General features: G+C 66.7%; 10 protein-coding genes and 1 tRNA gene. 7 read left to right on the forward strand and 4 right to left on the reverse strand.

Features of this window, described 5'->3' with window-relative positions:
- Nucleotides 1-4: 4 nt before the first annotated feature.
- Together purF and ACYQ26_RS17325 are read left to right on the forward strand one after the other, a co-directional pair.
- On the forward strand, nucleotides 5-1,477 hold the full coding sequence (gene purF, locus ACYQ26_RS17320) for an amidophosphoribosyltransferase (RefSeq protein WP_459810759.1): 1,473 nt from the start codon (nucleotides 5-7) through the stop codon (nucleotides 1,475-1,477).
- 135 nt (nucleotides 1,478-1,612) lie between these two features.
- The gene (locus ACYQ26_RS17325; RefSeq protein WP_459810135.1) at nucleotides 1,613-1,756 is read left to right on the forward strand and encodes a hypothetical protein; all 144 of its coding nucleotides are present in this window, start codon (nucleotides 1,613-1,615) and stop codon (nucleotides 1,754-1,756) included.
- 109 nt (nucleotides 1,757-1,865) lie between these two features.
- Here the strand turns inward: ACYQ26_RS17325 and ACYQ26_RS17330 are convergent, their stop codons facing one another.
- Nucleotides 1,866-2,429 carry a DUF420 domain-containing protein gene (locus tag ACYQ26_RS17330; RefSeq protein WP_459810136.1) on the reverse strand — a complete coding sequence of 188 codons (564 nt, stop codon included), beginning with the start codon at nucleotides 2,427-2,429 and terminating at the stop codon, nucleotides 1,866-1,868.
- Nucleotides 2,430-2,670: 241 nt separating this feature from the next.
- Nucleotides 2,671-2,755: transfer RNA gene (locus tag ACYQ26_RS17335), tRNA-Leu, on the reverse strand.
- Between the two features lie 115 nt (nucleotides 2,756-2,870).
- Here ACYQ26_RS17335 and ACYQ26_RS17340 point away from each other — a divergent pair.
- The 5 genes from ACYQ26_RS17340 (at nucleotide 2,871) to treF (ending at nucleotide 10,021) form a co-directional block, all read left to right on the forward strand.
- Nucleotides 2,871-3,452: a helix-turn-helix domain-containing protein gene (locus ACYQ26_RS17340; RefSeq protein ID WP_459810137.1), complete on the forward strand. Its 582-nt coding sequence runs from the start codon at nucleotides 2,871-2,873 to the stop codon at nucleotides 3,450-3,452.
- 140 nt (nucleotides 3,453-3,592) lie between these two features.
- Nucleotides 3,593-4,552, forward strand: a complete 960-nt coding sequence (locus tag ACYQ26_RS17345; protein ID WP_459810138.1) for an alanine--tRNA ligase-related protein — start codon at nucleotides 3,593-3,595, stop codon at nucleotides 4,550-4,552.
- A gap of 136 nt (nucleotides 4,553-4,688) precedes the next feature.
- Nucleotides 4,689-5,927, forward strand: coding sequence for a mandelate racemase/muconate lactonizing enzyme family protein (locus ACYQ26_RS17350; protein WP_459810139.1), 1,239 nt, complete (start codon nucleotides 4,689-4,691; stop codon nucleotides 5,925-5,927).
- A 244-nt stretch (nucleotides 5,928-6,171) separates the two neighbouring features.
- Entirely contained in the window at nucleotides 6,172-8,352 is a 2,181-nt protein-coding gene (locus ACYQ26_RS17355) for an alpha-amylase family glycosyl hydrolase (RefSeq protein WP_459810140.1), read from the forward strand.
- A 154-nt stretch (nucleotides 8,353-8,506) separates the two neighbouring features.
- The gene (gene treF, locus ACYQ26_RS17360) at nucleotides 8,507-10,021 is read left to right on the forward strand and encodes an alpha,alpha-trehalase TreF (protein WP_459810141.1); all 1,515 of its coding nucleotides are present in this window, start codon (nucleotides 8,507-8,509) and stop codon (nucleotides 10,019-10,021) included.
- A 151-nt stretch (nucleotides 10,022-10,172) separates the two neighbouring features.
- Here treF and ACYQ26_RS17365 read toward each other — a convergent pair whose 3' ends face one another.
- Together ACYQ26_RS17365 and ACYQ26_RS17370 are read right to left on the reverse strand one after the other, a co-directional pair.
- The gene (locus ACYQ26_RS17365) at nucleotides 10,173-11,063 is read right to left on the reverse strand and encodes a sugar ABC transporter permease (RefSeq protein ID WP_459810142.1); all 891 of its coding nucleotides are present in this window, start codon (nucleotides 11,061-11,063) and stop codon (nucleotides 10,173-10,175) included.
- A complete protein-coding gene (locus ACYQ26_RS17370) occupies nucleotides 11,063-12,061 on the reverse strand; it encodes a carbohydrate ABC transporter permease (protein ID WP_459810143.1) in 999 nt (332 codons plus the stop codon). The genes ACYQ26_RS17365 and ACYQ26_RS17370 overlap by 1 nt, the downstream gene beginning before the upstream one ends.
- Between the last annotated feature and the right edge of the window lie 7 nt (nucleotides 12,062-12,068).

The following is a 12,068-nucleotide window of genomic DNA, read 5'->3' on the forward strand; positions in this document are numbered from 1 at the left end:
AGGAATGACCGAGAAGTGCGGCGTCGTCGGCGTCTCACTGAACGGTCGGGACGCGGCGCGACCGTTGTACTACGCGCTCTACGCGCTCCAGCACCGCGGCCAGGAGTCCGCGGGGATCGTCACCCACGACGGCTTCCAGCAGCACAGCCACGTCGAGATGGGGCTGGTCGGGGACGTCTTCGAGGAGGACGACCTCGACATGCTAAACGGGTCGGCCGGGGTCGGCCACGTCCGGTATCCGACCGCCGGCTCCGTCGACTCCTGCTGCGCCCAACCGTTCTCCGTCTCGTTCAAGAGCGGCTCGCTGGGGCTCTCCCACAACGGCAACCTCGTCAACGCCGACGAGATTCGCGAGGAGTTGGCCGCCGCCGGCCACGCCTTCACCAGCGACGGCGACACCGAGGTCATCGCCCACGACCTCGCGCGCAACCTGCTCGAGGAGGACCTCGTCCGCGCGGTCAAGCGCACGATGGGCCGGATCCACGGCTCCTACTCGCTGACGATCAGCCACGACGACACCATCCTCGGCGTCCGCGACCCGCAGGGGAACCGCCCGCTCTGCATCGGGAAACTCGAGGACGGCTACATCCTCGCGTCGGAATCGGCGGCGATCGACACGTTAGACGGGGAACTCGTCCGCGACGTCAAGCCCGGCGAGCTGATCGTCCTGCAGGAGGACGGCCAGGGGTTCGACTCCTACCAGCTCGTCGACGACGAACACACGGCCCACTGTTTCTTCGAGCACGTCTACTTCGCCCGGCCGGACAGCGTCATCGACGACACGCTCGTCTACGAGGCCCGGCGGAACCTGGGCCGCAAGCTCTGGGAGGAAAGCGGCGTCGAGACCGACGTCGTGATGCCCGTTCCGGACTCCGGGCGCGCGTTCGCCTCCGGCTACGCGGACGCCGCCGGCGAGACGACCGCCGACGGCGAGCCCCGCGACGCGGACGACGACGGCGTCGAGTTCGCCGAGGGGCTGATGAAGAACCGCTACGTCGGCCGCACGTTCATCATGCCCACCCAGGACGAACGCGAGCGCGCGGTGCGGCTGAAGCTCAACCCGATCAAATCGACGATCGAGGGCAAGACCGTCACCGTCATCGACGACTCGATCGTCCGCGGGACGACGTCTACGCAGCTCGTTCAACTGCTCAAGGACTGCGGCGCCGAGGAGGTCCACGTCCGGATCGGCGCGCCCGCCATCGTCGCCCCCTGCTACATGGGGATCGACATGGCCACCCGCGAGGAACTCATCGCGTCGGACAAGTCGACCGCGGAGATTCGCGACGAGATCAACGCCGACAGCCTCGCCTACCTCTCGACCGACGCCGTCGCCGAGGTCCTCGGCGAGGAGCGGATCGACCTCTGTCTGGGCTGTGTCACCGGCGAGTACCCCTACGACATCGAGGGCGAAGAAACGGACCGCGACGTGAGCCGGCCGGACATCGGCGAGCAGCCGATCCGCGCCGACGACTGACGCCGTCTCGACGCGGCGTCGTTTCGGTCGAATCTCGGGTTCCCTCCGGCGGAGAGACCGTCTATCGCACGGAGCGCCCGAAACCGCGGCCAAAACCACACGTATATTTAAAAGAGGAGCAACCGAATAGCCGGTATGGCAATGGACGAATTCCTCGAAGGGGAAGCGCTCACCGGACGGCAAGCGGCGATCATCTTCTTCACGTTCCTCATTCTCATCGTCGTGGCCGCGCTAATTTTGATCGCGTTCGGCGACTTCTTCCAGAACCTGGTCACGTAATACGACCGTCGGATATCGCAGCGCGCGGCACGCGAGCCGATTTTCCCGTGTTTCGCCGAGTGACTCGCTCGAGTAGCCGCTATCGCCGATCGTCGTCTGCGTTACCGCCTCAGTAGACGACGTGCAACAGCACGTAGACGACGATCCCGAGCGAGAACGAGACGAGCCACAGGCTCGCGGCGAGCCGCCCGAACCGGGCGTGGCTGGTGCGTGGTAACTCGTCGATCCGGTAGGCGCCAGCGAGCAGGAGCGCGTAGTACACCAGCGGTACGCAGACGATCGCGAGCAGGATGTGGATCGCGAGGACCGGCAGGTAGACGTACTGGTAGACCGGGTCCGGACCGGGGAACGGCTGCGGGCCGCCGGTCGCGACCAGCCGGTAGAGGTAGAACGCGAGGAAGGCGACGAACAGCGCGAACGAGGCGAGCATCGCGAGCCGGTGGCGGTCGACGTTCCCGCGGCGGATCGCCCGCCAGCCGACCGTGATCGTCCCGATCGCGGTCGCGCTGATCGCGGCGTTGACGTGCGGGATCAGGTCGAGCACCCACTCGGGCGCGGTCGGCACCGTCGATTGCGGGATCCGGCCGCCCGCCGCCGCGAACACCACCGCGAGCGAGACGATACTCAGGACGGCGGCGAGTTCTCGAACGTGGTCTCGAGGGACGTACGCCATGTCTCGACCTTCGAGCGGCGCGGGAAAGTCGTTACTGTTACTGTACCGTCCCGTCCGTCCGTCCGACTCTCGAGCGACGAGGAGTGCGGTGGACGGTATCGAACGGACAACACCGTCGCTGGTCGGTGTAGTTTCCGGAAGGAATTATGCGTGGGTGATGTCCGCGAAGGGAAATCACCTGCATCGTGTCGCTCGGCGGTGAAACCGCCTCGCGGTTCGCGGCCGTCGGCCGCGCATGCGATGCGTGGGACCGGATTCGAACCGGCGGACCCCTACGGGACAGCGCCCTCAACGCTGCGCCGTTGGCCTGGCTTGGCTACCCACGCTCGCGCTGTCTTTCTTACTGCACTCAATCGTATCCAGCGTGATTATAAAAGCCCTTTCCTTTGTGCCTGCGTCTGCGGTGATATCACACGCCACCGGGTGGAACGGAGATTTCAAATGCGTCAGATGCCAAAGGATACCATGGCCAAGTACTCGACCGGTTCGTCCGGCGGCGGCGGCGGGACGAACTGCGAACTCTGCGGTGCCGAAAGCGATTCGCTCCGGCTCGCGTCGGTCGCCGGCGCCGAACTCGAGGTCTGCCCGGACTGTGCGCCCCACGACGATACGCAGACCCATTCCGGCTCCCGCGGACAGGGACGCGGCGAGTCCGGCTCGGGGTCGGGCTCCGGCTCCAGCTCGAGTTCGAGCGGCGCGACCGACGAACCCTCCCGGAAGCAGAAGGCCGCTCAGAACGTCGCGAAGGCGAACCCAGTCTGGGACGGCGACTCCGAGCACTGGGAGAAGGAGGGGACGAACTACGACGACGACCCGCTGCCGTACCTCGTCTCCGACTACGGGACGAAAGTCGTCGATGCCCGCCAGGAGGCCGGCCTCCAGCGCGAGGAGCTCGCCGAGGACCTCGGCGTCCCCGAGCGGGACCTGCTGGCCGTCGAACAGGGCCGGGCCACTCAGGCCGGGGTCGGCGGCGGCCTCATCGCGGCCCTCGAGGAGCGACTCGACGTGACGCTGTCGGAGTAGCAGCGCGGACCGACACGCAATTTTCGGATCTCCGTTCTCGACTCTCGAGCCGATACCGAACCGCGGCGCTCCGGACGCTACATAGGCGTTCCGGCCGCTCGGCGAGCAGACTTTTGGTACCGGCCGACGCAGTGCCACCGATGAGCGGGCAACGGGCAGCGGCGGAGCCGTACGCCACGCGGTTCGAGACCGACGTGACGGCGATCGACGGCCGAAAGGTCTGGCTCGAGCGCAGCCACTTCTACGGGGCGAGCGGCGGTCAGCCGGCCGACCGCGGGACGATCGGCGACGCCGAGGTCGTCGACGTTCGACTGGTCGACGGCGAGCAGGTCCACGAGCTCGCCGCAGAGCCCTCGTTTCGGACTGGTCGGAGCGTCCTCTGCTCGATCGACTGGTCGTTCCGCATGTACTGCATGCGCGCCCACACGGCCGGGCACGTCCTCTACGGGGCGGCGCGACGCCTGCTCGAGGACGCGTCGTACGCTGGCTTCGAGATCGGGGATGACCGGGAGACGATCCGACTCGACCTCGAGACGCGCTCGACGGTCGACGACGAGACGCTGCTCGAGCTGGATCGGCTGGTCAACCGCACCGTCTGGGAGTCGCGATCGGTCTCGTGGGACGACGTCCCGATTGCGGAGGCCCGCGAGCGCGACGATGTCACGTTCGGCGAGGCGACCGAGGACGATGCGGTGCAGAAGGGGCGGGTTCGACTCGTGACGATCGGCAGCAAAGACGAGAACGGCAGCGCCAACGGCTCGAGCAGGTTGCGCGGCGGCTTCACGGTCGGCTCCGGGGGCGAGCCGTGGGACGTGTCGGCCTGCGGCGGCACGCACGTCAGGAACACGCGGGAAATCGGCCCCGTGACGGTGATCGACGGCTCGAGCCCCGACGACGAGACGACGCGCATCGAACTCGCCGTCGGACCGCGCGCGATCGAGCATCGGACGGCCGAAAAGCGAGCCGCGTTCGCCGCGACGCGGACGCTCGAGGCGGGCGTCGAAGCCGTTCCCGACGAACTCGAGCGGGTGGTCGGCGATGGGCCGGATCGACGGCGACCGGTTCGTCGCGATGGTGGGGGCACGGGGGACGCGGAGTAGCGACGGCCGACGCAGACGCCGTCGCAACTCGCTGTAACGACTGTGGATCGTCGGCAAACGCCGCGTCTCCGGCCGACGCTCGCGTGCCTCCGCTCGCCGGTACAACCTATTCCTACGGTTCGGGCCAACGGCGGCTATGGGAGTCGACTATTCAGACCTTCGCGACCCGAACGCCGAGTACACGATGCGGGACCTCTCGGCCGAGACGATGGGCGTCACGCGCGATCGCGGCGGCGACCGCGACGTCGAGATCACCGACGTCCAGACGACGATGGTCGACGGCAACTTCCCGTGGACGCTCGTCCGCGTCTACACCGACGCGGGCGTCGTCGGCACCGGCGAGGCCTACTGGGGCGCCGGCGTCCCCGAACTGATCGAACGGATGAAACCCTTCCTGCAGGGGGAAAATCCGCTGGACATCGATCGGCTGTACGAGCACCTCGTCCAGAAGATGTCCGGCGAGGGGTCGATCGGCGGCGTCACCGTCACCGCCATCTCGGGGATCGAAGTCGCGCTGCACGATCTGGCCGGCAAGATCCTCGAGGTGCCGGCCTACCAGCTGTTGGGCGGCAAGTACCGCGACGAGATGCGGGTCTACTGCGACTGTCACACCGAGGAGGAAGCCGACCCCGAGGCCTGCGCCGACGAGGCCGAGCGCGTCGTCGAGGAACTGGGCTACGACGCGCTCAAATTCGACCTCGACGTCCCCTCGGGCCACGAGAAGGACCGCGCGAACCGCCACCTGCGCGAGCCCGAGATCGAGCACAAGGCCGAAATCGTCGAGAAGGTCACCGAACAGGTCGGTGATTCAGCGGACGTCGCGTTCGACTGCCACTGGACCTACTCCGGCGGCAGCGCGAAACGGCTCGCCGAGCGCCTCGAGGAATACGACGTTTGGTGGCTCGAGGACCCAGTGCCGCCGGAGAACCACGACGTCCAGAAGGAGGTCACGCAGTCGACGACGACGCCGATCACCGTCGGCGAAAACGTCTACCGCAAGCACGGCCAGCGTCGGTTGATCGAAGAACAAGCACTCGACATCGTCGCGCCGGACATGCCGAAAGTCGGCGGCATGCGCGAGACCCGCAAGATCGCCGATCTCGCCGATACCTACTACGTGCCGGTCGCGATGCACAACGTCGCCTCCCCGGTGGCGACGGTCGCCAGCGCCCACGTCGGCGCAGCGATTTCGAACTCGCTGGCCGTCGAGTACCACTCCTACGAACTCGAGTGGTGGGCGGATCTGGTCGAGGAGGACGTCATCGAGGACGGCTACATCGAGATTCCCGAAGAACCTGGCCTCGGCGTCACGCTCGACCTCGAGATGGTCGAGGAGCACATGGTCGAGGGCGAGACGTTGTTTGACGAGGCGTAAGCCGACGTCAAGCTCACAGCGCGTAGCGCTGTGTTGTTCGACGAAGCGTAACGTAGTGGAGCTTCGTCTGGCTCGCGAATCTTCGATTCGCGGTGTTCGACGAGGGAGAAGCCGCTATCGCACTCGCGGTTGGAACGTCTCGAGTCCGCCGGAGCACAGTTCGGACCGTCGCTCCTGCCTTCGTACTTAGAGAGTTACGTACGAGTACATCACAGATTTAACACTGGCGCTCGAGGCGTCGATCATGAATCGCAGCGAGTCGTCAGATACGGACGAAGATGACCCCGACGAAGCGGAGGCGACGAAAGACCGGATTGCGACGGACGACGGTACCAGGAGTGCCGATCGCAATGTCGACGAGGAGTTCGTCAGCGGCGACGGCTCCCACCACCCGGGGCCGCCGCGCTTTATCACCGTCGACGAGGGCATCGTCAACCCGAACGGCTGCGAAATGGAGACGCGGGACGAACTCGCGCCGTGGAATCCCGATCCGGACGGCGAGTATTCGTGGCGGGTCGCCGACGCGCCCGCCGGATCGACCGCCGAACCGACCGACGACCCGATCGCCGAGTTCGAACCCGACGTCCCCGGGGAGTACGCGCTCGCGCTCGAGGCCCCCGACGGAACGCACGAACTGACGGTTCGCGCTTTCCCGCCCGAAAGCGAGGACGAGCCCCGACCGCAGGTGTCGCTGGACGCGACGGTCGCGGACGACCGGATCGAACTCTCGGCGACGGCGTCCGTGGTCGCCGGGGACGACGACGGTCTCGAGGTCGAGTTCTACGTCGACGACCGCGACGACGCGACGGTGTCGCCGGACGGGACGATCCCGCTCGAGGACGTTACGGACCCGGTCCGCGTGTACGCGGTCGCCGTCGGCGATCGACACTCGGTGCCCGACGCGATCGAATTGATTCCCACAGACAACGGTGAGGGCGAAGAAACAGTCCGCGTCGAGCACCCGTTCGAACCGCCGGCGTGGATCGAGGACGCCGTCGTCTACGAGATCTTCACGCGCCGGTTTCCCGATCAAGATGAGCCCACCTTCGAGACGATCGCCGACCGACTCGAGCACCTCGAGGCGCTGGGCGTCGACGTCCTCTGGCTGACGCCGTTTCTCGAGGCCGAGAGCGGGTTCGGCACGCCGATAGACCGCGGCGGTCCGCACGGCTACAACACGCGAGACTACTTCACACCCGATCCGGACCTGGGGACGCTCGAGGACTTCGAGGCGCTCGTCGAGGCCTGCCGCGAGCGCGGCATTCGGGTCGTGTTCGACCTCGTGATCAACCACACCGCCGATACGCATCCCTTCTACGAGGCCGCAGTCGACGAGGCCCACCCCGAGCACGAGCGGTACCGCGACTGGTACCGCTGGGAGGACTTCGAGGAGCGCGACGCGGACACCTACTTCGGCTGGACCGACATTCCGAACCTCGACCACGGCAATCCCGCGGTCCGCGAGTACCTGCTCGAGGTGATCGACTACTGGGCGCCGAAGGTCGACGGCTTCCGGGCAGACGTCGCCTGGGGCGTCCCGCTGAGTTTCTGGACCGAAGTTCACGACCGCGTGACGAGCGCCGACGCCGAGTTCCTCCTGCTCGACGAGACGCTCCCCTCGGACGTCGAGATGGGCGGCGGCCGGTTCCACGTGCACCACGACGACGTGCTCCACGATACGCTCGAGGCGATCGGGGAGCGGGTCGGCGAGGGAGACGCAGCGGAGGCGACAGTCGACGCTGGCGAGGACGCGACCGGTACCGCGGACGGGGACGAAGACGAAGACGAGGCGGAAGCCGCCGTCGCCGACGAGTTCACCGACTCCGCCGCCGGCCTCGACACGACGTCCGCGGACGCGATCCTCGAGGCGATCGCCGAGCGAGACCGCCGCGGCGCGCATCCCGACTCTCTGTGGCTACAGTACGTCGAAAACCACGACACCGACCGCTACCTCGCGCAGTACGGTCGAGACGCCCAGAAGGCGGCCGGCGCGGCGACGTTCACCCTGCCGGGCGTGCCCATGTGCTACTACGGGCAAGAAACCGGCCTCGAGACCCGGCGCGGGCCGATGAACTGGGGCGCGTTCGACGACGACCTGTTCGCGTACTACCGACGGCTGAGCGACCTCCGCCGATCGCACCCGGCGCTCCGGACGGCGGCCGCCCTCGAGCGGATCGACTACGCGGCCGACACCGACGCCGCGGTCGCGTACGCCCGAGACGATTCAGACGGGAATCGGGTCGTCGTTCTGTTACACTTCGGCGAGGGGCGAACGACGATCCGGATCGACGAACCCGTCGACGGGAGAGACCTCGTGACCGACGACGCGGTCCCTCGAGTGCGACTCGAGCGCGACGAGCGATTCGAGTTCGAGGTCACGGTCGATACCGTCGCCGTTCTCGAGTCGACGCGCTCACCCCGGTAACTCGACCGCGTCGGTGCAGCCGCTTTTCGCGCTTCGCGCCGTCGGAGCCGCCGGTCGGAACGCATCGTCGCTTTTCCCCGTCGATCGAGTCAGAACGGCTGACCGTGTTTGAGAATCTATTTTAACGGCCGTTGTAAAAACATATCCGACAGGTATGGAACCGGATACATCAGGCGTCGCTGATTCTCATCTCGAACTGGATCTTTTCGCCGCCGTCCAGCGGAACGGCGTCTTCGCGGATTCGAAGCGGTTCGTCGATTGCGTGCCGCTGTCGGAACCGCGACAGATTGCGCACGCGTTCGCGACCGAGCGGGACGAACCGGGATTCGATCTTCGCGCGTTCGTCGAGCGCCACTTCGAGATTCCCGGTACCGAAACGCCACAGCCCGCGCTCGAGGACGTCGACGGCGTCTCGATGGAAGCGCACGTCGACCGGCTGTGGTCGCACCTCACTCGCGACCAGACGCGGCGAAACGAGTACGACACCCTGATTCCGCTGCCGAACCCGCACGTCGTCCCCGGCGGCCGCTTCCGGGAGGTGTACTACTGGGACAGTTACTTCGTCGCCGAGGGGCTGGCCGCGACCAGTCGGTTCGACGCCGTCGTCGACATGGTCGAAAACTTCGCCGCCCTCATCGACGAGTACGGGTACGTTCCGAACGGGAACCGCACCTACTACCTGTCGCGGTCCCAACTGCCGCTGTTCTGTCGCATGGTCGATCTCCTCGTCCGACGCGACGGCGTGGACGCGGCGACCCCGTACCTGCCGCGGATCGAGCGGGAGTACTCGTTCTGGATGGACGGCAGCGACGACGCGTCTCGAGCGGCCCCCGCGCACCGTCGCGTCGTTCGACTCGACGACGGCGTTCTCAACCGCTACTGGGACGACGATCCGTCGCCCCGGAAGGAATCCTACCGGGAGGACAGACGGGTGGCGTCCCGGCTCCCGACGGCGGAGCGAGCCGCCTTCTACCGGCACGTTCGGGCGGCCTGTGAATCCGGCTGGGACTTCAGCAGCCGGTGGCTCACCGATCCCGACGACTTCGCGACGATCAGAACGACCGACCTCGTCCCGGTCGACCTGAACGCGGCGCTGTACGACGTCGAGCGGAAACTGGCGGCGTGGTTCGCCGACCACGATAAACCCGACGCCGCCGACGAATACCGGGCGGCCGCCGAGCGGCGCCGCGCGGCGATCGACGAGTACTGCTGGGACGCGGACGCGGGCTTCTACTTCGACTACTGCTGGCCGGACGACCGGCGGACCGACCGGTGGACATTGGCGGCGGTCGCGCCGCTGTACTTCGAGGCGGCGTCGGACGAACAGGCCGCGGCGGTGGCGGCCGCCCTCGAGGAGCGGTTCCTCGAGACGGGCGGGCTGGTGACGACGCTGACGCGGTCGGGCGAACAGTGGGACGCGCCGAACGGCTGGGCGCCGCTGCAGCGGCTGGCGATCGGCGGGCTCCGCCGGTACGGATTCGATGCCCTCGCGGACGAAATCGAGCGCCGGTGGCTCGGACTCAACCGGCGGGTCTTCGAGCGGACCGGGAAACTGGTCGAGAAGTACGACGTGACGGATCCGGATCGGGAGGGCGGCGGCGGCGAGTATCCCCTGCAGGACGGCTTCGGCTGGACCAACGGAGTCGTCGCGGCGCTCCGGAACGAGTAGCGACTGCTTTTGTGGGTGCGTTGCGTGTTCCCCAGTTCTCGAGCGTCTCGACTCGCGACTCGAGGTTCGAAACCGGGAACGCCGCGCTCGGGCACGGGGACTCGAGGCGAGCGGCGAAAGGGGAAAAGCGAAATCGTGAACCGGAACCGGCTCAGCCTTCCATGCCGCCGAACGAGAGGCCGCTCTCGACGTAGTTCTGGGCGGCGAAGTAGATGATCGCGACCGGCAGTGCGAACATGATCGCGAACGCCGCGAACTCGGTCCACGGCGTCTCGTACTGCCCGCTCGTCGCGAGCGCGTAGAGTTCGACCGAGAGGGTGTAGTTCTCCGGGCGGAGCAGCCGCTGGGCGACGATGAACTCGTTCCAGCCCGCCAGGAAGGTGAAGATGAGGACGACGGCGATGCCCGGCTTCGACAGCGGGAGGATCACCTCGCGGATGACGTCCCACCGGCTCGCGCCGTCGATGACCGCGGCCTCCTCGTAGGAGACGGGGATGTTGTCCATGAACGTCTTGAGCAGCCACGTGTTGAACGGGATCGCGCTGGCGGCGTAGAACAGCCCGAGCGTCACGAGGCTGTTGCTCAGTCCGAGGTTGCTGAACAGCGCGTACAGCGCGATCAGCGTCGCGATGGACAGCCCGGCGCCGACCTGCGTGAACAGGACGTAGCCGTAGAGGATCTTCGTTCGACCCGCGAACTTGCGCCGCGACAGCGCGTACGCGCCGGGAATGACCATCGCCATCGAGACCGTCACGGTCACCGTGACGACGATCAGACTGTTGACGAGCGCGTCGGTGAACGAGGACTCGTAGATCACCCAGCGGTACGCCTCGAGGTTGTAGGTCGAGGGATCGGCGAAGACCCCCTCCGAACTCATCAGGCCGGCGCCCTGCGAGAGGGAGGTGGTGAAGATCCAGTAGACCGGGAACATGAGCACGAGCAGCAGGCTGACCGCGCCGCCGGTCGCGACCACCGTCTTGAGGACGTCGGCGGGATCGAGCTTCCCGGCTTTGAGCTGTTCGAGCGTCTGTCGGGCGCGCATCAGGCGTTCACCCCCTCGGCGAGGTTGCCCTTCTTCACTGCGAGCCACATGAACATGCCGATGAATGCGATAGCTGTTACCATGATTGCGGACGCGAACGCGTACCGGTTGAGTTCGATGGCCTCCCGGTAGCCGTACACGAGCAGGAGTTCGTTACTCCGGGCGGGGCCGCCGTTGTTGAAGACCCACGGAATGAGGAACTGCTGGAACGACGTCGCGGCCGTCAGGATCGAGCCGAACATGACCGGCCGCCTGATCGACGGCAAGGTGACGTGACGGAATCGGTGTAGGAACCCCGCGCCGTCGACTTTCGCCGCGTCGTGGAGTTCGCTCGGCACGTCCTGCAGCGCGCTGACGATGATGATCACGAGGAACGGGTACGCCAGCCACACCTCGGTCGTCACGTAGGCGATGAACGCGCTCCAGCGACCGCTGAGCCAGCTTACCGGTAGGTTTACCAGCAAGAACTCGGGGGCGCCGCTTCCCAGCACCGTCGTCACTGCGCCGTTGTACATCGCGAGGAACTCGTTGAACGGCGCGAACCGAGCGCCGCTGAACATGCCGCGCCAGACGGTGATGACGAAGATTCCGGGGAACCCCATCGGGACGATGACGATCGCACGGAGGAATCGCTTCCCGCGGATGCGGTTGTTCGTCAAGAGCACCGCGAGCCCCAGCGCGAGCGTGACCTTACAGACGAGGCTCACGCCGACGAAGAACCACGTTATCCCCAGCGAGTTCCAGAACTGGGAGTCGGTGAACAGTTCGACGTAGTTGTCGAACCCGATCAGGTTCGCCCCGCCGATGACCGTCCCGGCGTGGGTCGCGTCGGTGAGCGAGAGGTAGACGAGGAACGCGATCGGAAACAGCATGAACGACAGAAAGAGGACGACGCCGGGCGCGACGAGCAACAGCCCGAACAGGCCGATCTCGTCCGGGTCGACGGAGAGGCGGCGCTGACCGCGGCGGGAGACTCGTTCGATGAATGACGTTGACATAGGCGAT

The organism is Halopiger thermotolerans (genome assembly GCF_054654555.1).

Bases quoted from the DNA above. Each gene is read 5' to 3' on its own strand.
- purF (WP_459810759.1), top strand. From the start codon at position 5: ATGACCGAGAAGTGCGGCGTCGTCGGCGTCTCACTGAACGGTCGGGAC.
- ACYQ26_RS17325 (WP_459810135.1), top strand. From the start codon at position 1,613: ATGGCAATGGACGAATTCCTCGAAGGGGAAGCGCTCACCGGACGGCAA.
- ACYQ26_RS17330 (WP_459810136.1), bottom strand. From the start codon at position 2,429: ATGGCGTACGTCCCTCGAGACCACGTTCGAGAACTCGCCGCCGTCCTG.
- ACYQ26_RS17340 (WP_459810137.1), top strand. From the start codon at position 2,871: ATGCGTCAGATGCCAAAGGATACCATGGCCAAGTACTCGACCGGTTCG.
- ACYQ26_RS17345 (WP_459810138.1), top strand. From the start codon at position 3,593: ATGAGCGGGCAACGGGCAGCGGCGGAGCCGTACGCCACGCGGTTCGAG.
- ACYQ26_RS17350 (WP_459810139.1), top strand. From the start codon at position 4,689: ATGGGAGTCGACTATTCAGACCTTCGCGACCCGAACGCCGAGTACACG.
- ACYQ26_RS17355 (WP_459810140.1), top strand. From the start codon at position 6,172: ATGAATCGCAGCGAGTCGTCAGATACGGACGAAGATGACCCCGACGAA.
- treF (WP_459810141.1), top strand. From the start codon at position 8,507: ATGGAACCGGATACATCAGGCGTCGCTGATTCTCATCTCGAACTGGAT.
- ACYQ26_RS17365 (WP_459810142.1), bottom strand. From the start codon at position 11,063: ATGCGCGCCCGACAGACGCTCGAACAGCTCAAAGCCGGGAAGCTCGAT.
- ACYQ26_RS17370 (WP_459810143.1), bottom strand. From the start codon at position 12,061: ATGTCAACGTCATTCATCGAACGAGTCTCCCGCCGCGGTCAGCGCCGC.